Source organism: Streptomyces sp. NPDC052042 (assembly GCF_044548345.1).
GTDB lineage: Bacteria > Actinomycetota > Actinomycetes > Streptomycetales > Streptomycetaceae > Streptomyces.
The window spans coordinates 425,709-451,009 of the sequence record NZ_JBIUBU010000003.1; the positions used below are offsets into that span (position 1 = coordinate 425,709).

At 73.1% G+C, this 25,301-nt stretch carries 19 protein-coding genes; 14 read left to right on the top strand and 5 right to left on the bottom strand.

All coding sequences use genetic code 11. The annotated features are described in order from the left end of the window. Window positions 1-66: 66 nt before the first annotated feature. Together ACIHCL_RS09260 and ACIHCL_RS09265 are read left to right on the top strand one after the other, a co-directional pair. Window positions 67-528 (top strand): hypothetical protein, encoded by a 462-nt coding sequence (locus ACIHCL_RS09260; protein ID WP_399858820.1) that lies wholly within the window; start codon window positions 67-69, stop codon window positions 526-528. Window positions 529-669: 141 nt separating this feature from the next. Then, window positions 670-2,499 carry a chitinase gene (locus tag ACIHCL_RS09265; RefSeq protein ID WP_399858822.1) on the top strand — a complete coding sequence of 610 codons (1,830 nt, stop codon included), beginning with the start codon at window positions 670-672 and terminating at the stop codon, window positions 2,497-2,499. Here ACIHCL_RS09265 and ACIHCL_RS09270 read toward each other — a convergent pair. Beyond that, a complete protein-coding gene (locus tag ACIHCL_RS09270; RefSeq protein ID WP_399858824.1) occupies window positions 2,450-3,133 on the bottom strand; it encodes a phosphatase PAP2 family protein in 684 nt (227 codons plus the stop codon). The two genes, ACIHCL_RS09265 and ACIHCL_RS09270, sit on opposite strands and share 50 nt — an antisense overlap. A gap of 371 nt (window positions 3,134-3,504) precedes the next feature. Then, on the bottom strand, window positions 3,505-4,845 hold the full coding sequence (gene gabT, locus ACIHCL_RS09275) for a 4-aminobutyrate--2-oxoglutarate transaminase (protein ID WP_399858827.1): 1,341 nt from the start codon (window positions 4,843-4,845) through the stop codon (window positions 3,505-3,507). 294 nt (window positions 4,846-5,139) lie between these two features. Here gabT and ACIHCL_RS09280 point away from each other — a divergent pair, with 294 nt between their 5' ends. The 10 genes from ACIHCL_RS09280 (at window position 5,140) to ACIHCL_RS09325 (ending at window position 21,224) form a co-directional block, all read left to right on the top strand. Continuing rightward, window positions 5,140-7,617: an ATP/GTP-binding protein gene (locus ACIHCL_RS09280; protein ID WP_399858829.1), complete on the top strand. Its 2,478-nt coding sequence runs from the start codon at window positions 5,140-5,142 to the stop codon at window positions 7,615-7,617. A 121-nt stretch (window positions 7,618-7,738) separates the two neighbouring features. Further along, window positions 7,739-9,322: a PucR family transcriptional regulator gene (locus tag ACIHCL_RS09285; RefSeq protein WP_399858831.1), complete on the top strand. Its 1,584-nt coding sequence runs from the start codon at window positions 7,739-7,741 to the stop codon at window positions 9,320-9,322. A 348-nt stretch (window positions 9,323-9,670) separates the two neighbouring features. Then, window positions 9,671-11,116, top strand: a complete 1,446-nt coding sequence (locus ACIHCL_RS09290) for an aldehyde dehydrogenase family protein (RefSeq protein ID WP_399858832.1) — start codon at window positions 9,671-9,673, stop codon at window positions 11,114-11,116. Window positions 11,117-11,512: 396 nt separating this feature from the next. Next, window positions 11,513-13,459, top strand: a complete 1,947-nt coding sequence (locus ACIHCL_RS09295) for an acyl-CoA dehydrogenase family protein (protein ID WP_399858835.1) — start codon at window positions 11,513-11,515, stop codon at window positions 13,457-13,459. 146 nt (window positions 13,460-13,605) lie between these two features. Beyond that, the gene (gene dxr / locus ACIHCL_RS09300; RefSeq protein WP_399858838.1) at window positions 13,606-14,859 is read left to right on the top strand and encodes a 1-deoxy-D-xylulose-5-phosphate reductoisomerase; all 1,254 of its coding nucleotides are present in this window, start codon (window positions 13,606-13,608) and stop codon (window positions 14,857-14,859) included. Next, a complete protein-coding gene (locus tag ACIHCL_RS09305) occupies window positions 14,856-16,166 on the top strand; it encodes a M50 family metallopeptidase (RefSeq protein ID WP_399858840.1) in 1,311 nt (436 codons plus the stop codon). Before dxr ends, ACIHCL_RS09305 begins: the two co-directional genes overlap by 4 nt. Before the next feature lie 197 nt (window positions 16,167-16,363). Continuing rightward, window positions 16,364-17,518 (top strand): flavodoxin-dependent (E)-4-hydroxy-3-methylbut-2-enyl-diphosphate synthase, encoded by a 1,155-nt coding sequence (gene ispG / locus ACIHCL_RS09310; protein ID WP_399858843.1) that lies wholly within the window; start codon window positions 16,364-16,366, stop codon window positions 17,516-17,518. Window positions 17,519-17,758: 240 nt separating this feature from the next. Continuing rightward, window positions 17,759-18,601, top strand: coding sequence for a GNAT family N-acetyltransferase (locus tag ACIHCL_RS09315; RefSeq protein WP_399858995.1), 843 nt, complete (start codon window positions 17,759-17,761; stop codon window positions 18,599-18,601). Window positions 18,602-18,801: 200 nt separating this feature from the next. Next, window positions 18,802-19,371: a GNAT family N-acetyltransferase gene (locus ACIHCL_RS09320; protein ID WP_399858845.1), complete on the top strand. Its 570-nt coding sequence runs from the start codon at window positions 18,802-18,804 to the stop codon at window positions 19,369-19,371. Between the two features lie 152 nt (window positions 19,372-19,523). Next, window positions 19,524-21,224, top strand: a complete 1,701-nt coding sequence (locus tag ACIHCL_RS09325) for a proline--tRNA ligase (RefSeq protein ID WP_399858848.1) — start codon at window positions 19,524-19,526, stop codon at window positions 21,222-21,224. Between the two features lie 342 nt (window positions 21,225-21,566). On the opposite strand, the gene ACIHCL_RS09330 is transcribed toward ACIHCL_RS09325, so the two are convergent. The 3 genes from ACIHCL_RS09330 to ACIHCL_RS09340 are packed head-to-tail and all read right to left on the bottom strand — an operon-like array spanning window position 21,567 to window position 23,546. Continuing rightward, window positions 21,567-22,469, bottom strand: a complete 903-nt coding sequence (locus ACIHCL_RS09330) for an aminoglycoside phosphotransferase family protein (RefSeq protein WP_399858851.1) — start codon at window positions 22,467-22,469, stop codon at window positions 21,567-21,569. A 28-nt stretch (window positions 22,470-22,497) separates the two neighbouring features. Then, entirely contained in the window at window positions 22,498-23,025 is a 528-nt protein-coding gene (locus tag ACIHCL_RS09335; RefSeq protein ID WP_399858852.1) for a ferritin-like domain-containing protein, read from the bottom strand. Next, a complete protein-coding gene (locus tag ACIHCL_RS09340; RefSeq protein ID WP_399858854.1) occupies window positions 23,022-23,546 on the bottom strand; it encodes a hypothetical protein in 525 nt (174 codons plus the stop codon). Before ACIHCL_RS09340 ends, ACIHCL_RS09335 begins: the two co-directional genes overlap by 4 nt. 176 nt (window positions 23,547-23,722) lie before the next feature. On the opposite strand from ACIHCL_RS09340, the gene rimP reads away from it, so the two are divergent. Continuing rightward, the gene (rimP, locus tag ACIHCL_RS09345) at window positions 23,723-24,220 is read left to right on the top strand and encodes a ribosome maturation factor RimP (protein WP_399858855.1); all 498 of its coding nucleotides are present in this window, start codon (window positions 23,723-23,725) and stop codon (window positions 24,218-24,220) included. 2 nt (window positions 24,221-24,222) lie between these two features. After that, window positions 24,223-25,251 (top strand): transcription termination factor NusA, encoded by a 1,029-nt coding sequence (gene nusA / locus ACIHCL_RS09350; protein WP_399858858.1) that lies wholly within the window; start codon window positions 24,223-24,225, stop codon window positions 25,249-25,251. Window positions 25,252-25,301: the final 50 nt, after the last annotated feature.

Genomic DNA, 25,301 nt, shown 5'->3' on the forward strand with positions numbered 1-25,301 from the left:
AGCCCTCTCTCCCCGTGTGGACGCACCGGCGACACGGAGCCGGTGGACACGGAACGGAGGCCGGTCATGACTGGCGCGCGGGTCAGGGCAGCAGTCGAGTGGCTCGTATCGGTGGCGCCGGACCCGGACGCCTGTCGGTGGGTGTGGGAGCGCGATCCCAGGGGGGTCGCGCTCCTTCCCGCCGGCAGGCGCTGGGACGTGCTGATTCTTCCCGGGGGGCTGGGGCATCCCACCTTCGATGTGCTCACCCGTCTCGTCGACCGGCCGGGGCCGGTCCTCTCCGACTTCGGCGACGCCCGCATGGGCTTCTTCGTGCCGCCGGGCACCGTCGACGGCTGGATCGGCACCGGGGTGCGGGGGGCCGGCAGGGGGACCTGGATCGTCGTGCCGCACCCGGGCCGACGGGTCGTCGGCGGGGTGCGCTGGCTGATCCCGCCGGACGGTTCGGGAACGCTCAATGATGCGACGCTCCTCGAGCTCGCCATGCACGAGGCGGCGGCCATAAAGGCTGATTCAGAACGGAGTTGACGAGGCATCAGGGGAAAGTTGCGGCACTCCGGTCGCGCCGGAGTGCCGTCAGAGGTCTTGACAACCTGATTGGTCTGGACCATGTTGTGGCGGCCGCACTCAATTCCGCCGCATTCAATTCCCCCTTGTACGGAGGCCGTTGTGGAACGCACGGGACCCCCCACCCGATTCACCGGACTTGTGGCCGCCTGTTCGGCCGCGCTGCTCGCCGCCGGAGGACTCGCCGCCATCGCCCCGTCGGCCGCCGCCGCCGACGCGGACCTGGCGCGCAACGGAGGCTTCGAGGCGGGCCTGGACGGCTGGAGCTGCGCCGGTGGCAGTGGCGTGGTCGTCAACTCGCCCGTCCGCAGCGGGACTTCCGCGCTGAAGGCGACCCCGTCCGGTGGTGACAACGCCAAGTGCTCCCAGACGGTGGCGGTCAAGCCTGATTCCACGTACACCCTGAGTGCCTGGGTCCAGGGCAGCTACGTCTACCTCGGCGCGTCCGGCACCGGCACCACCGACGTGTCCACCTGGACGCAGTCGGCGCCCGACTGGAAGCAGCTCACCACCACCTTCAAGACCGGGCCGTCCACCACCTCGGTGACCGTCTACACCCACGGCTGGTACGGCACCCCCGCCTACCACGCCGACGACCTCACCCTGGTCGGCCCCGGCGGCGCACCCGCCGAACTCCCCGCCGCGCCCACCGGGCTGAAGGCCGGTGCGGTCACCTCCTCCTCGGTCGACCTGTCCTGGACCGCCTCCCCGGGCGCCACCGGCTACAACGTCTACCGCGGCGGCACCAAGGTCCTCTCCGCCACGGGCACCTCCGCCACCGTGACCGGCCTGACCGCGTCGACCGCGTACTCCTTCCAGGTCGCCGCGACCAACGCCGCGGGCGAGTCGGCCAAGTCCGCCGCCGTCCAGGCGACCACCACGGCGGGCGGCGGAGGCGGCGGGGGAGGCGGCCAACTGCCCGCCCACGCGCTCGTCGGCTATCTGCACGCCAGCTTCGCCAACGGCTCGGGCTACACGCGGATGGCGGACGTGCCCGACTCCTGGGACGTCATCGACCTCGCCTTCGGCGAGCCGACCTCCGTCACCTCCGGCGACATCCGCTTCTCCCTCTGCCCGGTCACCGAGTGCCCGAACGTCGAGTCCGTCGACGAGTTCAAGGCGGCCATCAAGGCCAAGCAGGCCGCGGGCAAGAAGGTGCTGATCTCCATCGGCGGCCAGAACGGTCAGGTGCAGCTCACCACCACCGCCGCCCGTGACGCCTTCGTCTCCTCGGTCGGCAAGATCATCGACGAGTACGGCCTCGACGGCCTCGACATCGACTTCGAGGGCCACTCGCTCTCGCTGAACACCGGCGACACCGACTTCCGCAACCCGACCACCCCGGTCGTCGTCAACCTGATCTCCGCGCTGAAGACCCTCAAGGCCAAGTACGGCGAGAAGTTCGTCCTGACCATGGCCCCCGAGACCTTCTTCGTCCAGCTCGGCTACCAGTACTACGGCTCCGGTCCCTGGGGCGGCCAGGACCCCCGCGCGGGCGCGTACCTCCCGGTCATCCACGCGCTGCGCGACGACCTGACGCTGCTGCACGTCCAGGACTACAACTCCGGCTCCATCATGGGCCTGGACAACCAGTACCACTCGATGGGCGGCGCGGACTTCCACATCGCCATGACCGACATGCTGCTCACCGGCTTCCCGGTGGCCGGTGACCAGACCAAGGTGTTCCCGCCGCTGCGCGCCGACCAGGTCGCCATCGGTCTGCCCGCCTCCACCCAGGCCGGCAACGGGCACACCTCGCCCGCCGAGGTCACCAAGGCGCTCAACTGCCTGACCAAGAAGACCGACTGCGGCTCGTACACCACCCACGGGACGTGGCCGGAGCTGCGCGGGCTGATGACGTGGTCGATCAACTGGGACCGCTTCAACAACAGGGAGTTCTCGAAGAACTTCGACGCCTACTTCGGCCGCTGACGCGCCCCGTCCCGGCGTGGCCGCCGAGGCGTGACGGCAGGAGCAGCAGGGGTCCGCACAGGAACCAGGCGCCGAGCACGTCCAGGGGCCAGTGGTAGCCGCGCAGCACCAGACCGATGCCCGTCCCCGCCGTCAGCAGGACGGCGGCGACGGGCATCATCCATGCCCAGCGCACGCCCCGTGCACCCCCGGCGCCTCTCGCACCCCCCGCGTCCCGTGCAGCCCTCGCGCTCCGCACGCACCGCGCGGCCAGCAGCGCCGCCGCGCCGTACGCCACCGCGGCCGTCGCCGCGTGGCCGGACGGGTAGTAGCCGGTGTCCCCGGTCAGCGGGCCGGGGCGGGCGATCCAGTGCTTGAAGGGGACGACCAGCAGTGGCACGGCGGCCATGGCGAGCGCCGCGCACAGCGGCCCGCGCCGGTCCCCGCGCACCAGTGCCCACACGATCGCGCAGCCCAGCACCGGGAGCGCCACATGAACATGGCCGAGGTCGGCGAGGAGTTCGGTCAGCGGAGCGGGGCCGTGCCCCACGACGGCCCGGGCGGCCCGTTCGTCCCATCCGCGCAACGGCCCGTCGGTCGCGACCTGCCAGGTGAGGAGCGCGAACAGCGCCAGGAGGCAGGAGGCCGCGCACACGAGAAGGGCCGGCCGCCCGAGAACAAGGGGGGAGGTTCCCGGGCGGCCGGTCGGACCGGTGTGCCGCGCGCCCCGGGGGGTCTGGGGCGTGCGGCCATCCGATCGGTGAGGAGTTCCGGAGCCGGGGGCTCCAGTGGTGTGCGCGAGGGCACGGCCGGGGCGACGCCGGGAAGGCGCCGATCCGGCACCGCCGGCAGTCCCCTGCGGGCGGGGTGTTTCTCTCATCTGCGGAAACCGTACGGCAGCCGAGGGGGGACCGACAGCCGGAAACGGATCCCGCCATCGGCCTCCCACACCTTCTTCACAGCCCTCACCAGCCCCCCGGACCATCCCCGCGAGCGGGGTCGCGGACGGGGCCGGGGCCGCACGGGTCAGAGGCTGCCGAAGCCCTGCTCCAGGACATCGAGCGCCTCGTTCAGCAGGTCCTCGCCGATGACCAGCGGGGGCAGGAAGCGCAGAACGTTGCCGTAGGTGCCGCAGGTGAGGACCAGCACTCCCTGGGCGTGGCACGCCTTGGCGAGCTTCCCGGCCGCCTCCGCGTCCGGGTCCTTCGAGCCGGACTTCACCAGCTCGATCGCGATCATCGCGCCCCGGCCGCGGATGTCGCCGATGACGTCGCCGTTCGGCAGCTTCGCCCGCATCTCCGCGAGGCGCCCCTTCATGATCTCCTCGATGCGCTTCGCCCTGCCGTTCAGGTCCAGCTCGCGCATCGTCTCGATGGCGCCGAGCGCACCGGCACAGGCCACCGGGTTGCCGCCGTAGGTGCCGCCGAGGCCGCCGGCGTGCGCGGCGTCCATGATCTCGGCGCGGCCGGTCACGGCGGACAGCGGCAGACCGCCCGCGATGCCCTTGGCGGTGGTGATCAGGTCCGGGACGATGCCCTCGTCCTCGCAGGCGAACCACTGGCCGGTGCGGCAGAAGCCGGACTGGATCTCGTCCGCGACGAAGACGATGCCGTTGTCCTTGGCGAACTGGGCGATCGCCGGGAGGAAGCCCTTGGCCGGCTCGATGAACCCGCCCTCGCCGAGCACCGGCTCGATGATGATCGCGGCGACGTTCTGCGCGCCGATCTGCTTGTTGATCTGGTCGATGGCCTGGGCGGACGCCTCGGCCCCGGCGTTCTCCGCGCCGGTCGGCCAGCGGTAGCCGTACGCCACCGGCACCCGGTACACCTCGGGCGCGAACGGGCCGAAGCCCTGCTTGTACGGCATGTTCTTGGCGGTCAGCGCCATCGTGAGGTTGGTGCGGCCGTGGTAGCCGTGGTCGAAGACGACGACCGCGGAGCGCTTGGTGTACGCACGCGCGATCTTGACGGCGTTCTCGACGGCCTCGGCGCCCGAGTTGAACAGCGCGGACTTCTTGGCGTGGTCACCGGGCGTCAGCTCGGCCAGCTGCTCGCAGACCTCGACGTACCCCTCGTACGGCGTGACCATGAAACAGGTGTGGGTGAAGTCGGAGAGCTGGGCGGACGCGCGGCGCACGACGGCCTCGGCGGAGGCGCCCACCGACGTGACGGCGATGCCGGAACCGAGGTCGATCAGGCGGTTGCCGTCCACGTCCTCGATGATCCCGCCGTCGGCACGGGCGGCGAACACCGGCAGGGTGGAGCCCACACCCGCGGCCACCGTCGCGGTGCGGCGGGCCTGCAACTCCACCGACTTGGGGCCGGGAACGGCGGTGACGAGGCGGCGCTCCTGCGGAAGAGAGGTCATGCGGGCTCCTGTGGGGTGGTTCGGACGCTTCTCTGTATGTGCAGGCTAGGGGCGGGACGGGGGGTCCGGCATGTTCCGTTCGGGAGTGGTGGCGCGCCGCGGTTGTCCGTCACGGACATAGCCCGGGCCGGACGGGAGCGCCGGGCGGCGCCGACCCCCGTACGGCCGCGATCCGGGCGTCCGGCCGAACCCGCCGGGCGCCGTGCGGCGCGACGGGGCCAAGATCGCCGGGTGGGGCACTAGATTGACCGGGGGCAGCGGACGGACCCGGCCGGTCAGGGGGGCGAACGGTTCATGAAGAGCGACGACGTGCACGGCGCACGAGGCGTGAGCGGCGACGTGCGCGCCGCGCGGGACGAGAGCGGTACGGAACGGGAGGGCGGGCACTCCGGCGCCTTCCGGAGCCCGGTGCCGCGCCCGGCCGGACCGCCGTCCGCCACACCGCCGCCGCCCGCCGGACCTCCCCCCGCCGGACCGCCGGTCGCCGCCCCGCCGCTGCCCGCGGGGCCTCCCGGGGCCGGGCCGTCGATCGCCCAGTGGCTGGACACCATCCGCCCGGTCGCCGCGCCGGGTGTCTGGCGCTACGGATACGTGCCCCGCCCCGCCGAGAAGCCTCCCCGGCCCTCCCTGCTGGGGCCCGCGATCACCCTGGGGCTGTGGCTGCTGGTCTGGGCCCTCCTCGCGGACTTCCGCCTCCCGTACGTGAAGCTGCCCCTGGTGGCGATCACGCCGGGGGACTGGTGGGTGTTCCAGACCCTGCGGGCGGGCTTCGTCCCGCGGGCCGCGTACAGCATCGAAACGCTCTACTACCAGGCGCTGGTGCTGCTCGCCGGTCTGTGGGCCGCCCGGGTCGGCCACTGGGCCGGGCTCTTCCGCCACTGGGCGGGACCGAACATGGACCGGGCCCGGCTGTGGGCCTCGGGTCTCGGAGCCCTGTTCGCGCTGTGGCTGGTCTGGACCGGCAGGGTTCCCCTCCTGGACGTCGTGCTCTACCTGGTCCCGCAGAGCTGGCTGCAGGGCGGCGGCAGTGCGTACCTGGCGGCGGTGGTCGCCTACGCGGTCTACGCACTGGTCATCGCCGCCGTCGTGTGGCCGTTCGCCCGGGTCGGGCGCTGGCGCGCGGCCCTGCGCGCCCGCTCGGCGCGCAGGGCCGTCACGCGTCCGGGCGACGCCGGGACGACGGCCGGGCAGGGCCCGTCGCCCGTGTCCGCGGGCGCCGCCCGGTGGCCCGAGCTGCGCGGTGCCGGGCTGACGGCCGCCGCGGACGTGCTCACCTCCGCCGTGAGCACCGGACGCGTGAACGACGTGGACTGCGCGCGCGTCCACCGCGCCTGGGCCCGGGCCCGTCACGACGGCCCGGCGTCCTTCGACGAGACGGTGGTGCGCCGGGGCGCCGATGCCTTCCTGCACCCCTCGGGCCGCCGGGACCTCCCGCTGCGCACCGCCCGCCACGACCTGATGACCGGCCAGGTCCGCATCGGCGGCTGCCCGGACGACGCACGCAACCCGTACGCGCGCCGGGGCTCCGGCGTCGCCCTGGACCCCGCCGTCCTGGGCACGTCCCTGCTGGCGGTCGGCCCGCCCGGCGCGGGCAAGACGGCGTGGCTGGTGCGCCCCGTCGTCGAGGCGCTGGCCCTCCAGGCGCTGGCGGGCGGGGCGGCGGTGCTCGCCGTCGGCGCCGCGGGCACGTCCCTGGGCCCCGACGACGCGTACGACGTCGTGGTGAAGATCGGCGACCCCTCGTCCGTCCACGACTTCGACCTGTACGGCGGATCCAGCGACCCCGACGAGGCCGCGGCCGTCCTGGCGGAAGGGCTGGCCGGAGACGCGCCCGAACTCGACGGGCGGCGCACGGCGCTGGCCCTGGGACAGCTGCTCGGCCCCTACCGGACCGTCCACGGCCGCTTCCCGTCCGTCCCCGAACTGCGCGAACTGCTCGCGGGGGACGAGACGGCCCTCGACACGCTGCGCCGCGCGCTGGAGGCCGGCGGACACGCCTCGATGCTCCGCGAGCTGGACGCCCGGACCCGGCAGGCGGGCGCCCCGGGGGACCCCGCGCCGGTGCTCGCCGACCGTGTCGCCCTCCTCGACCGGCCCGCGTTCGCCGGGTTCTTCGCGACCGGGGAGGAAGCCCGCCCCTTCTCCCTCCGCTCCCTCGGACAGCACCCCCTCAGGGTCCGGATCGACCTTCCGGAACGTGCCCACGCCGCGGCGTCCCGGGTGCTGGCCCGGCTCGTCCTCGCGCAGTTCAACGCGATCGCCGCGGCCCGCGCCGACCGGTCGCTCTTCACCTGCCTGGTGCTGGACGACGCGACCCACACCATCACCGCCGAGACCGTCCAGGGACTCAGGCGCCTCAGGTCGCTGAACGCCGGCGCGGTCCTGGCGCTGCGCACCATCGACGACGTCCCCGAGACGCTGCACGCGTCCCTGATGGGCGCGGTCGGATGCGGAATGATCTTCTCCGGCGTCACCACCTGGGACGGCAAGCGGTTCTCGGAGACCTGGGGCAAGGAATGGGTCTCCGTCCGCGAGGTGGCCCAGCACGGGGTCTTCGCCGACCAGCCGTTCACCCGCGCCATGCACGCCCTGCGCAAGCTCGCCACCGGCAAGGCGGTCACCGTCGACGCCGTCACCGTGCGCCAGGTGGAACGCGAACGCTGGTCCGCCTCCGCGCTGGCCTACGAACTGCCCCCCGGGCACGCGGTTCTCTCCCTGACGACGGCCGACGGCGAGCACGCGCCGCCGCTGCTGGTGCGGCTGGGGGGCTGAGAGCACAGGGCCCGGCGAGAACACCGAGCGGTCGCGACGGACTCTGCCGTCCTGGCAGAATCGAGGGGAGCCGTTCCTACAGGACGGCAAAAAGCGACTGCCTCGAGGTCCCACGGTTCCCATGCCCCCCACGCTCGCCTCGCTCGTCCAGCACTCGGCACTCAGACTCAGGGTCCGTGCGGGAGCGGGCCGGCTCGATGTCCCCGTCCGCTGGGCGCACGCCAGCGAACTGGCCGACCCGGTCCCGTACATGGAGGGCGGCGAGTTCCTGCTCGTCACCGCCACCAACCTGGACGCCGAGAATCCCGAGGCGATGCGGCGGTACGTGCGGCGGCTGGCCGGGGCCGGAGTGGTCGGTCTGGGCTTCGGCGTCGGCGTCAACTACGACGAGGTGCCGCGGTCCCTGGTCGACGCCGCCGAGGAGGCGGGCCTCCCCCTGCTCGAAGTGCCGCGCCGCACCCCGTTCATCGCCATCGCCAAGGCCGTGTCGTCGGCGATCGCCGCCGACCAGTACCAGGCGGTGACGGCCGGGTTCGCGGCTCAGCGGGAGCTGACGAAGGCCGCGCTGTCGGGCGACGGCCCCGGCGAACTCCTCGCCCGGCTCGCCGCGCACGTCGACGGCTGGGCGGCGCTCTACGACGCCTCGGGCGCCGTCGTCGCCGCGGCCCCCGAATGGGCCGCCCGCCGGGCCGCCCGGCTCGCCCCGGACGTGGAGCGGCTGCGCGAACGCGCCGCACCGGCCAGCGTGGTCGTCGGCGGCACCGAAGACCGGGTCGAGCTCCAGACCCTGGGCCCCGGCCACCGGGTCCGGGGCGCGCTGGCCGTCGGCACCGGCGCGGCCCTCGGCACCGCCGAGCGGTACGCCGTGCACTCGGCGGTCGCCCTGCTGACCCTCACCACCGCTCGCTCCCGAGCCCTTCAGAGCGCCGAGCAGCGGCTGGGCGCGGCGGTGCTGCGGATGCTGCTCGCCGGTCTTCCGGACCACGCGAGGGCCGTCGCCGGGGAGCTGTACGGGGAGCTGCTCGACGCCCCGTTCCGGCTGCTCATCGCCGAGGGCGACACCCCCGCCGGGCCGGCGGCGCTGGGCGAGGCGATGGAGGCGGCCGCGCTGCGGACCGGCGAGGCGCTGCTGGCCGTCCCGGAGGGCGAACGGCTCGTCGTCCTCGCCGGGGACGGCGGAGCGGTGGCCGCCGCCTGTGCGGCGTACGCAAAGGCGCAGGAGGACCGGGAGTCGAGGCCGCCGCGCGAACCGGCGACGAAGGCCGACCGCGTGGTCGCGGGCCTCTCCGCACCGGCCGGCCCCGGCACCGTCCCCGCCGCGTACAAGCAGGCCGAGCAGGCCCTGGTGGTGGCCCGCCGCCGGGGCAGGGCGCTGGTGGAGCACGAGGAGCTGATGGCGGGCTCCGTGTTGCCGCTGCTCGCGGACGACGCCGTACGTGCCTTCGCCGACGGACTGCTCCGCGCCCTGCGCGAACACGACGCGAAGGGCCGAGGCGATCTGGTCGCCTCGCTGCGGGCCTGGCTCTCCCACCACGGTCAGTGGGACGCCGCCGCGGCGGAGCTGGGCGTGCACCGCCACACCCTGCGGTACCGGATGCGCCGGGTGGAGGAGATCCTCGGCCGCTCGCTGGACGACCCGGACGTCCGGATGGAGCTGTGGCTGGCGCTGAAGGCTTCGAGCGCCCGGACGGCGCCCGAGACATAGCGCGCCGGCACCCGGGCGCGGCCCCCGGGCTGCGGGGCGCGAGGGCGGGCCCCGGCGCGCACCGGGCATGGCGGGAGCGGGCTCCGCCTGCCGCGCAGGACCGCGAGCGGCCCGCGGCGTACCGGGCGCCGGCGAGAGCGTCCTGCCGACGCCCGGGCCCGGGGGGCCCGCCCCTCGGCGTACGCGGCACGGGCAGCCGCGGGTCCGGCCCGCCCGGCACGGCGACGCCTCGGACAATCCGTAGCAAGCCCGAGGCGCACTGCTCCACGTCGGACAAACGCCGCGTCGGCCGTTCGGCCCTACCGTGGGGTGCGGTAGATCCCACGACTCCGAAGGGCCGGAAACTCCATGACCTCCACCCACGCCTTCTGGCTCGCCGGCCGCCAGGCCACCGGTGAAGACAGCTTCGACGTCACCAACCCCTGGGACGGCCGTCACGTCGGCACCGTCAGCGTGCCGACCGAAGCGCAGATCGAGGAGGCCGTCGCGGCCGCGTACGCGGTGCGCGAGGAGTTCGCCGCGACCCCGGCCCACGTCCGGGCCGCCGCGCTCGACCACGTGGTACGGCGCCTGGTGGAGCGCACCGAGGAGATCGCCCAGCTGATCTCCGCCGAGAACGGCAAGCCCATCAAGTGGGCCCGCGGCGAGGTCGGCCGCGCCGTCTCCGTGTTCCGGTTCGCCGCCGAGGAGGCCCGCCGCTTCAACGGCGGCGACGCCCAGCGCCTCGACACCGACGCGGGCGGCACCGGCCGCCTCGGCCTGACCCGCCGCTTCCCGCGCGGCGTGGTCCTCGGCATCGCTCCGTTCAACTTCCCGCTGAACTTGAGCGCGCACAAGGTCGCCCCGGCCATCGCCGTCGGTGCGCCGATCATCCTGAAGCCCGCCCCGGCCACCCCGATCTCCTCGCTCGTCCTGGGCGAGCTGCTGGCCGAGACCGACCTGCCGGCCGGTTCGTGGTCCGTGCTCACCGTGCCCAACGACCGGATGCCCGCCCTGGTCCAGGACGAGCGCCTGCCCGTCATCTCCTTCACCGGCTCCGGCCCGGTCGGCTACTCCATCCTGGAGTCGGTGCCGCGCAAGCACTGCACCCTGGAGCTCGGCGGCAACGCCGCCGCCGTCGTCCTCGGCGACTACGCCTCCGAGAAGGACCTGGACTGGGCCGCGAACCGCATCGCGACCTTCTCCAACTACCAGGCCGGCCAGTCCTGCATCTCGGTGCAGCGCGTCATCGCGGACGCCTCGGTCTACGACCGGCTCGTCCCGAAGATCGTCGCCGCCGTCGAGGCCCAGGTCACCGGCGACCCGTCCGACGCCACCACCGACGTCGGCCCGCTCGTCAGCGAGGACGCCGCCAAGCGCGTCGAGTCCTGGGTCGAGGAGGCCGTAGGGGGCGGCGCCCGGCTGCTCGCCGGCGGCAAGCGGGACGGCGCCACCTACGCGCCGACCGTCCTCACCGACCTCCCGGACGACGCCACCCTCGCCCACGAGGAGGTCTTCGGACCGGTCCTCTCCGTGCAGAAGGTGGACGGCGAGGCCGAGGCGTTCGCCGCGGTCAACTCCTCCAAGTACGGCCTCCAGGCGGGTGTGTTCACGCACGACGTGCAGACCGCCTTCCGCGCCCACCGGGCCCTGGAGGTCGGCGGCGTGATCATCGGAGACGTTCCCTCGTACCGTGCGGACCAGATGCCGTACGGCGGCGCCAAGCAGTCCGGCGTGGGACGCGAGGGCGTCCGCTACGCGATGGACGACTACACCTACGAGCGCGTGCTGGTCCTCACCGGCCTCGCCCTGTAGGTCCCGGACCGGAACGACACCCGGTCCACCGACACCGCCCGCCTCCATCCGCCTGGACAGCATGGAGCGGGCGGCAGGGGAGACGGCCGCAGCCCACTGTGCGGGGGCTGCGGCCGTCTCCGCGTTCTCGCCGTGCCCGGCGACCTTGCGCGCGTGCGCGCGGCGGGCGGCAGGACTCGACCGCGGACTGCCCCGCGCCCCCGGACCGCCCTGTCGCCGCAGGAACGGCCGCTGGGGTGGTCGCGGACCCGATCGGCATCCGCGGATGGCAGCCGGGCCGCGCATCGGGTACATCAGGACACAGAGCACGTTCGCCATGCAACGGCAGGAATCCGGGCACCCCGCCCGGACCGGCCGTGTCCGCCCACCCCCACGCCGCGGCGAGGTGAGTTCCTCATGTCCGCCCCATCCGCCCCCAAGAACACCCCCGCGGTCACCGAGCGCGAGGCGCGCCGTGTGGCCGAGGCCGCCCGCGAACAGGACTGGCACAAGCCGAGTTTCGCCAAGGAACTCTTCCTCGGGCGCTTCCGGCTCGACCTCATCCACCCGCATCCGCTGCCGTCCGCGGACGGCGTCCGGCGCGGCGAGGCGTTCCTCGCCCGGCTGCGCGACTTCTGCGAGACCGTGGTCGACGGCGCCCTGATCGAGCGCGAGGCGCGGATCCCCGACGAGGTCGTCAACGGCCTCAAGGAACTCGGCGCCCTCGGGATGAAGATCGAACCGAAGTACGGCGGGCTCGGCCTGACCCAGGTCTACTACAACAAGGCCCTCGCCCTGGTCGGCTCGGTCAGCCCCGCGATCGGCGCGCTGCTCTCCGCCCACCAGTCCATCGGTGTACCGCAGCCGCTGAAGCTCTTCGGCACCCAGGAGCAGAAGGACGCCTTCCTGCCCCGGCTGGCGAGCACCGACATCTCGGCGTTCCTGCTCACCGAACCGGACGTCGGCTCCGATCCGGCCCGGCTCGCCACCTCGGCGGTCCCGGACGGTTCGGACTACCTCCTCGACGGCGTGAAGCTGTGGACCACCAACGGCGTCGTCGCCGACCTGCTCGTCGTGATGGCCCGTGTCCCGGAGTCGGAGGGCCACCGGGGCGGCATCACCGCGTTCGTCGTCGAAGCGGACTCCCCGGGCATCACCGTCGAGAACCGCAACGCCTTCATGGGCCTGCGCGGCATCGAGAACGGCGTCACCCGCTTCCACCGGGTACGGGTGCCCGCCGCGAACCGCATCGGCCCCGAGGGCGCCGGGCTCAGGATCGCCCTCACCACGCTCAACACCGGACGGCTCTCCCTGCCCGCCATGTGCGTCGGCGCCGGGAAGTGGTGCCTGAAGATCGCCCGCGAGTGGTCGGCGGTGCGCGAGCAGTGGGGCCGGCCGGTCGCCCGGCACGAGGCCGTCGGGGCCAAGATCTCCTTCATCGCCGCGACCACCTTCGCCCTGGAGGCGATGGTCGACCTCGCCTCCCAGATGGCGGACGAGCAGCGCAACGACATCCGGATCGAGGCGGCCCTGGCCAAGCTGTACGGCTCCGAGGCGGGCTGTCTGATGGCCGACGAACTCGTCCAGATCCGCGGCGGACGGGGCTTCGAGACCGCCGCGTCCCTCGCCGCCCGGGGCGAGCGCGCCGTCCCCGCCGAACAACTGCTGCGCGATCTGCGGATCAACCGGATCTTCGAGGGATCCACCGAGATCATGCACCTGCTGATCGCCCGGGAGGCCGTCGACGCCCACCTCAAGGTCGCCGGAGACCTCATCGACCCCTCGAAGCCCCTGGCCGCCAAGGCAAGGGCGGGCGCGAACGCGGCCGGCTTCTACGCCCGCTGGCTGCCCAAGCTCGTCGCAGGGCCGGGGCAACTGCCGCGCACCTACGGGGAGTTCACCCACCCCGGGCATCCGGACCTGGCCTCCCACCTGCGGTACGTCGAGCGCTGCTCCCGCAAGCTCGCACGCTCCACCTTTTACGCCATGTCGCGCTGGCAGGGCCGGATGGAGACCAAGCAGGGCTTCCTCGGCAGGATCGTCGACATCGGCGCGGAACTCTTCGCGATGAGCGCCGCCTGCGTCCGCGCCGAGCTGCAGCGCTCCTCCGGCGACCACGGCCGCGAGGCGTACCGGCTCGCCGACACCTTCTGCCGTCAGTCCCGCCTCCGGGTCGAGGAGTTCTTCACCCGCCTGTGGTCCAACACCGACGAGCAGGACCGGCGCCTGGTCGACGGCGTCCTGTCCGGCGCGTACACCTGGCTGGAGGAGGGCGTCCTCGACCCCAGCGGGGACGGCCCGTGGATCGCCGACGCCACGCCGGGGCCCAGCGTCCGGGACAACCTCCGCCGCCCCGTGCACTGAGCGGACCCGGCCGCGGCCCCGCGGACCCGGGTGCCCCCGGCCCCGTACGAGCGACGGGCGCGCCCCCGCGGCCCGGACCGGCCGCCCGGCCGGGCACCGGGGACACCCTGTCCACACCCACAGCCGATGCGGCAACAATGGGGGGCATGAGCGACAGCCCTGTCCCCCTCGCCGACCCGCACCTCGTCTTCGACGCCGCGGAAGGCCGCCGGGATCTCGTCATTCTCGGCTCCACCGGTTCCGTCGGCACCCAGGCCATCGACCTGGTGCTGCGCAACCCCGACCACTTCCGCGTCACCGGCCTCGCCGCCGCCGGCGGACGGGTCGGCCTCCTCGCCGAGCAGGCGTGGCGTCTTCGGGTGCGTACCGTCGCCGTCTCCACGCCGGACGCCGTGCCGGCCCTCCGCGAGGCGCTGCGCGAGCGGTACGGGGCGGGCGAACCGCTCCCCGAGATCCTCGCCGGCCCCGGCGCCGCCTCCGAACTGGCCGCCACCGACTGCCACACCGTGCTCAACGGAATCACCGGCTCCATCGGCCTCGCCCCCACGCTCGCCGCCCTCGGCGCGGGCCGCACCCTCGCCCTCGCCAACAAGGAGTCGCTGATCGTCGGCGGTCCGCTGGTGAAGGAGCTGGCCAAGCCCGGCCAGATCATCCCGGTCGACTCCGAGCACGCGGCCCTGTTCCAGGCGCTGGGCGCGGGCACCCGCGCCGACGTGCGCAAACTCGTCGTCACCGCGTCCGGAGGGCCCTTCCGGGGACGCACCCGCGAGGAGCTGGCCGGCGTCACCCGGGAGGAGGCCCTCGCCCATCCGACCTGGGCCATGGGACCGGTCATCACGATCAACTCCGCCACCCTCGTCAACAAGGGCCTGGAGGTCATCGAGGCGCATCTCCTCTACGACATCCCGTTCGACCGGATCGAGGTCGTGGTCCACCCCCAGTCGTACGTTCACTCGATGGTGGAGTTCGCCGACGGCTCCACCCTCGCCCAGGCCACACCCCCGGACATGCGCGGCCCGATCGCCATCGGCATCGGCTGGCCCCGCCGCATCCCGGACGCCGCGCCCGCCTTCGACTGGTCGAAGGCCTCCAGCTGGGAGTTCTTCCCCCTCGACGACGAGGCGTTCCCCTCCGTGGGCCTCGCCCGGCACGTGGGCACGCTGGGCGCCACCGCCCCCGCCGTCTTCAACGCCGCGAACGAGGAATGCGTCGACGCGTTCCTGTCGGGGCGACTGCCGTTCACCGGAATCATGGATACGGTCACGGCGGTGGTGGCCGAACACGGCACCCCCGCCGCGGGAACCCGGCTCACGGTCGCGGATGTCCTGGAAGCGGAGACCTGGGCCCGCGCCCGGGCCCGTGAACTCTCGGCGAAGGCGACAGCGGAGGCACGCGCATGAGCATTTCGACGGTCCTGTTGACGATTCTCGGCATCGCCGTCTTCGTCATCGGCCTGCTGTTCTCCATCGCCTGGCACGAACTCGGGCACCTGTCGACCGCGAAGCTCTTCGGCATCCGCGTCCCCCAGTACATGGTCGGCTTCGGGCCGACGATCTGGTCCCGGAAGAAGGGCGACACCGAGTACGGGATCAAGGCCATCCCGGCCGGCGGCTACATCCGCATGATCGGCATGTTCCCGCCGGGACCGGACGGCCGGCTGGAGGCCCGCTCCACCTCTCCGTGGCGCGGCATGATCGAGGACGCCCGCTCCGCCGCCTTCGAGGAACTCGAACCCGGTGACGAGAAGCGGCTCTTCTACACGCGCAAGCCCTGGAAGCGCGTCATCGTCATGTTCGCCGGACCGTTCATGAACCTGGTCCTCGCCGTCGCGATCTTCCTCGGCGTGGCGATGACCTTCGGTTTCGAGACCCAGACCACCCAGGTCGCGGGCGTCCAGCAGTGCGTGATCCCGCAGAGCGAGAAGCGCGACACCTGCCAGAAGTCCGACGACGTCTCGCCCGCCCGTTCCGCCGGGCTCGAAAAGGGCGACCGGATCGTCGCCTTCAACGGCCAGAAGGTCGACGACTGGGCCACGCTCTCCGAGAAGATCCGCGACACCATCGGCCCGGCCACCCTCACCGTCCAGCGCGACGGCCAGGAGAAGACCCTCCACGCCGTGCTGAAGGAGAACGCGGTCGCGAAGAAGGACTCCAGGGGCGAGGTCGTCCCCGGCCAGTACGTGAAGGCCGGCTACCTCGGCTTCGCCGCGCAGACCGAGATCGTCCCGCTCTCCTTCGGCGACTCGGTCACCCGCATGGGAGACATGCTCGAGAACGGTGTCCACTCGATCATCGCCCTCCCGTCCAAGATCCCCGGCCTGTGGGACGCCGCCTTCGGCGACGGCGAGCGCGCGGCCGACTCCCCGGTGGGCGTCGTGGGCGCGGCCAGGATCGGCGGCGAGGTGATGACGCTGGACGTGCCGGCGCAGAACCAGGTCGCGATGATGCTGTTCCTGCTGGCGGCCTTCAACCTCTCGCTGTTCCTCTTCAACATGCTGCCGCTGCTGCCGCTGGACGGCGGACACATCGCCGGAGCGCTCTGGGAGGCGCTGCGACGCAACGTGGCACGGGTCTTCAGGCGCCCCGACCCGGGCCCCTTCGACGTGGCCAAGCTGATGCCGGTCGCCTACGTCGTGGCCGGGGTCTTCATCTGCTTCACGCTGCTGGTGCTGGTCGCCGACATCGTCAACCCGGTCAAGATCACCTGACCGCCCGCGCCGGCCGGGCCCCATGGACCGGCCGGTGCACCAACGGTGACGGTCCGGCGCACAGGATGTGTACGGGGCTGGCCGGAACGTGGCGCTCCATGAGCCGTGTGCCCCGGGACGCTCCCGGTGTCGTAATCTCGGAGGCCGGAGCCCGCCGAACTCGGGACCTCGATCCACACCTTGGGGATGCTCAGCGCATGACTGCCATTTCTCTCGGAATGCCGTCCGTTCCGACCAAGCTCGCCGACCGGAGGGCCAGCCGCCAGATCCAGGTCGGATCGGTCGCGGTGGGCGGGGACGCGCCGGTATCGGTGCAGTCGATGACCACGACGCGCACGTCGGACATCGGCGCGACCCTGCAGCAGATCGCGGAGCTGACGGCGTCGGGCTGCCAGATCGTGCGTGTGGCGTGCCCGACGCAGGACGACGCGGACGCGCTGGCGATCATCGCGAAGAAGTCGCAGATCCCGGTGATCGCGGACATCCACTTCCAGCCGAAGTACGTCTTCGCGGCCATCGAGGCCGGATGCGCGGCGGTCCGGGTCAACCCGGGCAACATCAAGAAGTTCGACGACCAGGTCAAGGAGATCGCCAAGGCGGCGAAGGAGCACGGCACCCCGATCCGCATCGGCGTGAACGCGGGCTCCCTGGACCGCCGTCTGCTCCAGAAGTACGGCAAGGCGACCCCCGAGGCGCTCGTCGAGTCCGCGCTGTGGGAGGCGTCGCTGTTCGAGGAGCACGACTTCCGCGAGATCAAGATCTCGGTGAAGCACAACGACCCGGTGGTCATGGTGAACGCCTACCGGCTGCTCGCCGAGAGGTGCGACTACCCGCTGCACCTCGGTGTCACGGAGGCCGGCCCCGCCTTCCAGGGCACGATCAAGTCGGCGGTCGCCTTCGGCGCGCTGCTCTCCGAGGGCATCGGCGACACCATCCGCGTCTCGCTCTCGGCCCCGCCGGTCGAGGAGATCAAGGTCGGCATCCAGATCCTGGAGTCGCTCAACCTCAGGCCCCGCCGCCTGGAGATCGTCTCCTGCCCGTCCTGCGGCCGCGCCCAGGTCGACGTCTACAAGCTCGCCGAGGAGGTCACGGCCGGCCTCGACGGCATGGAGGTCCCGCTGCGCGTGGCCGTGATGGGCTGCGTCGTCAACGGCCCCGGCGAGGCCCGCGAGGCCGACCTGGGCGTGGCCTCGGGCAACGGCAAGGGACAGATCTTCGTGAAGGGCGAGGTCATCAAGACGGTGCCCGAGTCGAAGATCGTCGAGACCCTGATCGAAGAGGCTCTGAAGATCGCCGAGCAGATGGAGAAGGACGGCGTCGCCTCCGGCGAACCCGAGGTCTCCATCAGCTGAGCCCCCGCCCACGGCCGGCTTCCGGGAACCCCGTCGGGCCCCGCGCCCCGACCGCCCCGGACGGCTGCCGGGACACCCGCCTGTGCTCACGCCCCGTCGGACGGACTCCCGCCCGGCGGGGCGCCGCCGTGGGCGGCCCCGGCCCGTCCCGAGGTCCGCGGTCCTCTCGGGGGCGGCGCCGCACGGCCTCTTTGGGTACAGTGCGGAAATCAGTAGACCGCATGGTGAGGCCCCCTCGTGTTGACGCAGACGACCACCCGGGTCCTCGAACCCAGCGACTTCGACGCCGCTCTCGCGGTACTGGAGAGCGACCCCGTCGCCAACGCCTTCGTGACGTCCAGGGTCCGGATCGCCGGACTCGACCCCTGGCGCCTCGGCGGTGAGATGTGGGGCTGGTACGCCGACGGGCGGCTGCGCTCGCTGTGCTACTCGGGCGCCAACCTCGTCCCGATCTGCGCCGGTCCCGAGGCCGTCAGAGCCTTCGCCGACCGTGCCCGCCGGGCCGGGCGCCGCTGCTCCTCGATCGTCGGCCCCGCCGAACCCACCGCCCAGCTGTGGCGACTGCTCGAACCCGGCTGGGGCCCCGCCCGTGAGGTCCGTGCCCACCAGCCGCTCATGGTCACCGAGAGCCCGTCCGCCGACATCGCCCCCGACCCCCTGGTCCGCCGCATACGCAAGGACGAGATGGACGTCGTGATGCCGGCCTGCGTGGCGATGTTCACCGAAGAGGTCGGCGTCTCCCCGCTCGCGGGCGACGGCGGACTCCTCTACCAGGCGCGTGTCGCCGAACTCATCGGAGCCGGGCGCTCGTTCGCACGGATCGAGGACGGCAAGGTCGTCTTCAAGGCGGAGATCGGCGCGGCCACCCCGCAGGCATGCCAGATCCAGGGCGTCTGGGTCGCCCCCGAACACCGCGGACGCGGCCTCTCGGAGACCGGCATGGCAGCGGTCCTGCGGTATGCGCTGGCCGACGTCGCCCCGGTCGTCAGCCTGTATGTGAACGACTTCAACACCCCGGCGCGCAGGGCGTACGCCAGGGTCGGTTTCCGAGAGACCGGCGCGTTCATGAGCGTGCTGTTCTGAGAAGACTCAGGAAGATCCCGCTGGATCCTCCAGCGCCGCTCCCGGCGACGTTCGCGCCGTCGGCTCCTTCGACCGGCCGGGCGCCGGCCCCCGGACCGCGCACGCTCCGCCCCGGTCGGACGGGACGGCGGGAGCCCCCGCCCGGGGCCGCCGCAGCACATCCGTTCCACCCGTCCCCGCCGGGCCAGTAGGGTCGGCCCATGGCAGCAGTTCCCGGGGACGGCCCCCGTACTCCCAGCGTCCGGATCGGCCCGGTCGATCTCGCCGCGCGCGTGGACGAGGCGCTCGCCGTGCAGGCCGTCGCCTTCGGCCTCGGCCCGGAAGAGGTCGAGGTACGCCGCCACATCGTCCTGAGGCACCTCGACCACCCGGAGGCCCGCGCACTCGGCGCCACCACCCCCGACGGCCGGCTCGTCGGCTTCGTCTACGGCATGCCCAACGAGCGCACCCACTGGTGGTCCACCGTCGTCGAGCCCTACCTCCGCGCCACCGGCTCCGCGCACTGGCTGGACGACTCCTTCGTCATCACCGAACTGCACGTCCTGCCCGCGTTCCAGAACCGCGGCATCGGCCGCGCGCTGATCACCACCCTCACGGACGCCGCGGACCAGCCGCGCTCCATCCTCTCCGCGATCGACACGGACAGTCCGGCACGCGGCCTGTACCGCAGCCTCGGCTACCGGGACCTGGCCCGGCAGGTGCTCTTCCCCAGTGCCCCCAAGCCGTACGCGGTGATGGGAGCGCCGCTGCCGCTGCGCCGCGAGGGATAGGGCCGAAGCCGCGCCGGGGAGCGCCGCAGACCGCACGGGGGGACGGACCGGGAAGCGCGCCGGGAAACGGGTCGCGCGGCCAATCGATTTCCGCCCGGCCGGGCCGCCCGGCTAACCTCCTGCTCATCACCCTTTCCGAGCAGGAGTTCATCATGGCCCAGGTCCAGCGCATGTCCCGATTGATGATCAAGACACTGCGCGACGACCCGGCGGACGCCGAGACGCTCAACCACAAGCTGCTCGTCCGGGCCGGATACGTTCGTCGCACCGCCGCCGGGATCTGGACCTGGTTGCCGCTCGGCAAGAAGGTCCTGGAGAACATCACCCGCGTCGTGCGCGAGGAGATGGACGCCATCGGCGGCCAGGAGGTCCTGCTGCCCGCGCTGCTCCCGAAGGAGTCGTACGAGGCCAGCGGCCGCTACGACGAGTACGGCGCCCTGCTGTTCCGGCTGAAGGACCGCAAGGGCGCCGAATACTGCCTCGGCCCCACCCACGAGGAGATCTTCACCCAGGTCGTCAAGGATCAGATCACGTCCTACAAGGACCTGCCCGTGATCCTCTACCAGATCCAGACCAAGTACCGCGACGAGGCCCGCCCGCGCGCCGGGGTGCTGCGCGGACGCGAGTTCCAGATGAAGGACTCGTACTCCTTCGACACCACGGACGAGGGGCTGGCCGAGGCGTACGGGCAGCACCGCAGCGCCTACATCCGGATCTTCGAGCGGCTCGGCCTCGACTACCGCATCGTCTCCGCCATCTCCGGTGCCATGGGCGGCTCGGCCTCCGAGGAGTTCCTGGCCCCCGCCCCGGCCGGTGAGGACACCTTCGTCGACTGCCCCGCCTGCGACTACGCCGCCAACACCGAGGCCGTGACCTTCGAGGCCGCCCCGGTGGACGGCGCCGGGCACGGCCCCGTCGAGGAACTGGACACCCCCGACACCCCCACCATCGAGACGCTCGCCGCGCACCTGGGCGTGCCCGCCTCCCAGACCCTGAAGAACCTGCTGGTCAAGGTCGACGGCGAGATCGTCGCCGTGGGCGTGCCAGGCGACCGCGAGGTCGACCTCGGCAAGCTCGGCGAGCACCTGGCGCCCGCCGTGGTCGAGCTGGTCACCGCGGAGGACTTCGAGGGCCGCCCCGACCTGGTGCGCGGATACGTCGGCCCGCAGGGGCTCGAAAAGGTCCGCTACATCGCCGACCCGCGCGTGGCCCCCGGCACCGCCTGGATCACCGGCGCGAACAAGGCCGGCGCCCACGCGAAGAACGTCGTCGCCGGCCGCGACTTCGAGGTCGACGAGTACCTCGACGTCGTCGTCGTCGAGGAGGGCGACCCCTGCCCCCGGTGCGGCACCGGCCTCAAGCTGGACCGCGCCATCGAGATCGGCCACATCTTCCAGCTCGGCCGGAAGTACGCCGACACCTTCCAGCTCGACGTGCTCGGCCAGAACGGCAAGCCGGTCCGGGTCACCATGGGCTCCTACGGCATCGGCGTCTCGCGCGCCGTCGCCGCGCTGGCCGAGCAGACCGCGGACGAGCACGGGCTGTGCTGGCCCCGCGAGGTCGCCCCGGCCGACGTCCACGTCGTCGCGGCGGGCAAGGCGCTCCAGACGGAGCTGGCCCTCGACGTCTCGGACCGGCTCGCCGCCGCGGGGCTGCGGGTCATGGTCGACGACCGCGCGGGTGTCTCGCCCGGGGTGAAGTTCACCGACGCCGAGCTGATCGGCGTGCCGAACATCCTGGTCGCCGGCCGCCGCTCGGCCGAGGGCGTCCTGGAGCTCAAGGACCGCCGGACCGGCGAACGCGAGGAGCTCACGGTCGACGAGGCGATCGCCCGCCTCACCGCCCAGGACTGACCCCGTCGCACGGCAACGGGCAACAGGGCGGGCCCCCGCGCATCGTGCGGGGACCCGCCCTGTTGCCGCCGGGGGCGTCCGTACCACCAGGGGCGCGGGCGGGCGCTCCGGAGCCGGGTGAGCCGGACGGACGCACGGGTCGCCCGTACCGCGGGCTCGGGGCCGTTCCGCGACCCCCGGCGGGCGCGTGACGGCGACGGCTGCGGCGCCTCGCCCCGTCGCGCCGCCGGAGCGCCTGTGTGCGTCCGGTGCGCGGGTGTGCCCCGACGCCTCGTGACGCACCGCATCCGACGCCGTGCGCCGTTCCACCACGGATGACGGGACGGCCCTCGGAGCCGGCCCTCAGAGCCAGTCGGCGAACTCCAGCGACAGCTCGCCCTCGCGGCGGCGGCCGGCCGCCAGGGCCCGGGTGCCCGACTCCACCGCGCGGAACAGCGTCCAGCCGCGCAGCCGCTCGTGCTCCAGGTCCAGGGCGTCGGCCAGCTTCCCGATCCGGCGCCGTGCCGTCGCCGCACCCCCGGGGGAGGCGATCAGGTCCTCGACGCGGTCGCGCACCAGACGCGCGAGATCGTAGGCCCGTTCCCCGACCAGCGGTTCGGGACCGACCGCCAGCCAGGGCGCCCGTTCGCCCGCGAGTACCTTGCTCTGCCGGAAGTTCCCGTGCAGCAGCAGGAGTTCGGGGGAGGGGTCGATCAGTTCCCCGCGCGCCGCGAGCGCCGCGGAGACCAGGGGCTCCAGGCTCGGCTCGGCCGCGGCGCGGGCGCGCATCGGCTCGGCCTGGCGCGCGGTCCGCTCGGCGACCGTCTCGAACCCGTGGCCGTCCGGCGGTGCGACCCAGAGACGGCGCACCGTCCCCGCGGCCTCCAACAGCGCCCGCGCCTCCGGCAGCGAGCGCAGCGACACCTCGGGGTGCAGCCGCTCCAGCAGCAGCGCGTCGGGGCCGTCGGCGAGCAGCCGCACCGCGCCCCAGCCGTTCCAGTGCGCCAGCGCCGCCCGCTCCAGCTCGGGCGCGGCCCCGGACGGGGCGATCTTCAGCGCCGCCGGGGTGCCGTCGGAGCAGGTCACCAGCAGGACCAGAGCGCTGCGCCCGCCGGGGGCGACGACCCGGTCGACGGTCGGCTCCCGCCCGGTCGAGGACAGCGCCTGCTCGGTCAGTGCCGGAAGCCGCGCCAGCCAGTCGGCGGCGGCGTCCCCGTACGACTCGCCGAGCGCTCGTACCAGCCGCTGCGGCGGTTCGACATCCATACGTGCCTTGTTCCCTCTCGAAGCCTCTTCAGTGCGCGGAGCCGGTCGCGTTCCCCGGACCGGACCCCTTCCCCGTGCCGCCCCCGGTCTTCGCGGCCGTCCCCGCCGCCTCGGCCGCCGGGCCGGACCCGTCGGCGGTGTGCTCGACGAGGCCGGGGAACGGCACGCTGCTGCCCCGCCAGCGGACCGCGCGGACGGCCGACTCGCGCAGCGCGTCCGCGGCCTGGCGCCTGAGCGGCCCCTCGGCCGCCCGTACGAGGTCGGAGTACACGTCGGCGACCCGGTCCTCCAGCAGCGCGGCCAGCCGGACCGCCGCCGCCGCGTCCGGCACCGCGAAGGGAAGCGCGTACGCGGCCCGCGCCGCCACCGGCTCGGCCCCCAGGTCGCGGACCGTGCGCACCAGTGCGTCCCGGCGGGCCCGGTGGGCGTCGTACGCCGCGGTGGCCTCGGCCCGGCGGCCGGCCGCGATCCGCCCGCCGACCACGCCGTACCCGTACACCGCCGCGTGCTCGGCGGCCAGGGCCGCCTGGGCGGCCTTCCGTGTCCCGTCGCTCATGACGAGGTCTCCTTGGCCAGGTCGGTCAGCAGATAGGCATGGGCCGCGGCGGCGGCCGCGATCGACGCGAGCAGGCGGGCCAGTTCCGGAGGTGCCTCCATGAGGGCCGCCAGGTGCGTGTCGGCCGTGCGGCGCTCGGCGCCGGCCAGGTCCTCGACGGCGGCCCGCGCGCCGGTCGCACCCGGCCGCGAGACCTCGGGCGCCGGTTCGCCGTCGGGTGCCAGCGTTCTGACGTGGTCCCGTACGGCGTTCCGCAGCGGGGCGAGCCCGGCGGCGGTGGCCGGATGGGCGCTGATCACGTGCTCGTAGCGGGCCAGCAGTTCCATGCTGGTGCGCGCGGCGCTCGCCCGGAGCCTCCGTTCCGTCCGTACGGCCCGGGCGATCTCGGCGGCGGTCGGTGCGCCGGCCCGCGCGGAGCCCTCCCCGTCGCCGGAACCGCCGCAGCCGCTCAGGATCGCGCCCATGGCGATCGCTCCTGTGGCGGTCAACGCGCCTCTGCGCGTCGTCCCCGTGCGCCGCACTTGCTTCTCCTTCGGGGTTGGCCCTGTTGTGACTGGATCTGTCCTGAAGTGATCACCGCAGGCGAGCGTACCCGCGGTCATGGGTCGAGAGGACGGCAACACCCCCCGGGACCGGATACCCTTTGACCTGACACGCGAGATCCCACAACAGCACACGCGGCCGAGGAGTCACCCGGATGAGCACCACCCAGAGCGAAAGGCTGCGCGGGCTGCTCGAACCGCTCGTCAGCGCCGAGCGACTGGACCTTGAGCAGATCGAGGTGACCCGGGCGGGCCGCCGCAGGGTGCTGCGGATCGTCGTGGACTCCGAAGAGGGCGTCGAGCTGGACACCTGTGCCGAGCTGAGCCGCGCGATCTCCCAGAAGCTCGACGAGACCGACGCGATGGGCGAGGGCGAGTACGTCCTCGAAGTCAGCTCCCCCGGTGCCGACCGCCCGCTGACGGAACACCGCCACTACGTACGTGCCACGGGCCGCCTCGCCAGGCTGCGCCTGCACGAGGGCGGCGAACTGGTCGCCCGCATCCTCGCCGTGGACGAGGACGGGCTGGACCTGGAGGTGCCGGGCGTCAAGGGCCGCAGGCCCACCGCCCGCCGGATCGCCTTCGACGAGATCGCCAAGGCCCGCGTGGAGATCGAATTCAACCGCAAGGACAAGAAGGAAGAGGAGGCGTAGCCGTGGACATCGATGTGAAGCTCTTGAAGGGCTTGGCGCAGGACAAGGGGATCCCCTTCGACGTGCTCGTCGAGGCGATCGAGTCGGCCCTCCTCATCGCCTACCACCGGACCGAGGGAAGCCACCGCCGCGCACGCGTGGAGATCGACGAGCGCGGCCATGTGACGGTGTGGGCGACGGAGGACCCGGCGGACCTGGAGCCGGGTCAGGAACCCAAGGAGTTCGACGACACCCCGACCGGATTCGGCCGGATCGCGGCGTCCACCGCCAAGCAGGTCATCCTGCAGCGCCTGCGCGACGCGGAGGACGACCGGACGTTCGGGGAGTACGCGGGCCACGAGGGCGACATCGTCAGCGGCGTCGTCCAGCAGGGCAAGGACCCGAAGAACGTCCTGGTCGACATCGGCAAGCTGGAGGCCATCCTGCCGGTGCAGGAGCAGGTGCCGGGCGAGGAGTACCCGCACGGTCTGCGCCTGCGCAGCTATGTCGTCCGGGTCGCCAAGGGTGTGCGCGGTCCTTCCGTGACGCTGTCGCGCACCCACCCCAATCTGGTCAAGAAGCTGTTCGCTCTGGAGGTGCCGGAGATCGCCGACGGCTCCGTCGAGATCTGCGCCATCGCCCGCGAGGCCGGCCACCGCACCAAGATCGCGGTCCGCTCGACCCGCTCCGGGCTCAACGCCAAGGGTGCCTGCATCGGTCCGATGGGCGGCCGGGTGCGCAACGTGATGGCCGAACTGCACGACGAGAAGATCGACATCGTCGACTGGTCGGACGACCCGGCCGAGATGGTCGCCAACGCCCTGTCGCCCGCACGGGTGAGCAAGGTCGAGGTCGTGGACCTCGGCGCACGGTCCGCCCGGGTCACCGTTCCGGACTACCAGCTGTCGCTCGCGATCGGCAAGGAGGGGCAGAACGCCCGCCTTGCCGCACGCCTCACCGGCTGGCGCATCGACATCCGTCCGGACACGGAGACGGACGCCGAGCGCGACGCCGCCGACCGGGAGCGGGCCCAGCGGTCGGGGCGCGGCTGATGCACACGATCGGGCGGCGTCCCGGCGGCCGGTGACAGCGGGCCGCGGAG

What these genes read in the sequence shown, in the direction of transcription:
- ACIHCL_RS09260 (WP_399858820.1), top strand. Translation starts at nt 67, where the DNA reads ATGACTGGCGCGCGGGTCAGGGCAGCAGTCGAGTGGCTCGTATCGGTG.
- gabT (WP_399858827.1), bottom strand. Translation starts at nt 4,845, where the DNA reads ATGACCTCTCTTCCGCAGGAGCGCCGCCTCGTCACCGCCGTTCCCGGC.
- ACIHCL_RS09280 (WP_399858829.1), top strand. Translation starts at nt 5,140, where the DNA reads ATGAAGAGCGACGACGTGCACGGCGCACGAGGCGTGAGCGGCGACGTG.
- ACIHCL_RS09285 (WP_399858831.1), top strand. Translation starts at nt 7,739, where the DNA reads ATGCCCCCCACGCTCGCCTCGCTCGTCCAGCACTCGGCACTCAGACTC.
- ACIHCL_RS09290 (WP_399858832.1), top strand. Translation starts at nt 9,671, where the DNA reads ATGACCTCCACCCACGCCTTCTGGCTCGCCGGCCGCCAGGCCACCGGT.
- ACIHCL_RS09295 (WP_399858835.1), top strand. Translation starts at nt 11,513, where the DNA reads ATGTCCGCCCCATCCGCCCCCAAGAACACCCCCGCGGTCACCGAGCGC.
- dxr (WP_399858838.1), top strand. Translation starts at nt 13,606, where the DNA reads ATGAGCGACAGCCCTGTCCCCCTCGCCGACCCGCACCTCGTCTTCGAC.
- ACIHCL_RS09305 (WP_399858840.1), top strand. Translation starts at nt 14,856, where the DNA reads ATGAGCATTTCGACGGTCCTGTTGACGATTCTCGGCATCGCCGTCTTC.
- ispG (WP_399858843.1), top strand. Translation starts at nt 16,364, where the DNA reads ATGACTGCCATTTCTCTCGGAATGCCGTCCGTTCCGACCAAGCTCGCC.
- ACIHCL_RS09320 (WP_399858845.1), top strand. Translation starts at nt 18,802, where the DNA reads ATGGCAGCAGTTCCCGGGGACGGCCCCCGTACTCCCAGCGTCCGGATC.
- ACIHCL_RS09325 (WP_399858848.1), top strand. Translation starts at nt 19,524, where the DNA reads ATGGCCCAGGTCCAGCGCATGTCCCGATTGATGATCAAGACACTGCGC.
- ACIHCL_RS09330 (WP_399858851.1), bottom strand. Translation starts at nt 22,469, where the DNA reads ATGGATGTCGAACCGCCGCAGCGGCTGGTACGAGCGCTCGGCGAGTCG.
- ACIHCL_RS09335 (WP_399858852.1), bottom strand. Translation starts at nt 23,025, where the DNA reads ATGAGCGACGGGACACGGAAGGCCGCCCAGGCGGCCCTGGCCGCCGAG.
- rimP (WP_399858855.1), top strand. Translation starts at nt 23,723, where the DNA reads ATGAGCACCACCCAGAGCGAAAGGCTGCGCGGGCTGCTCGAACCGCTC.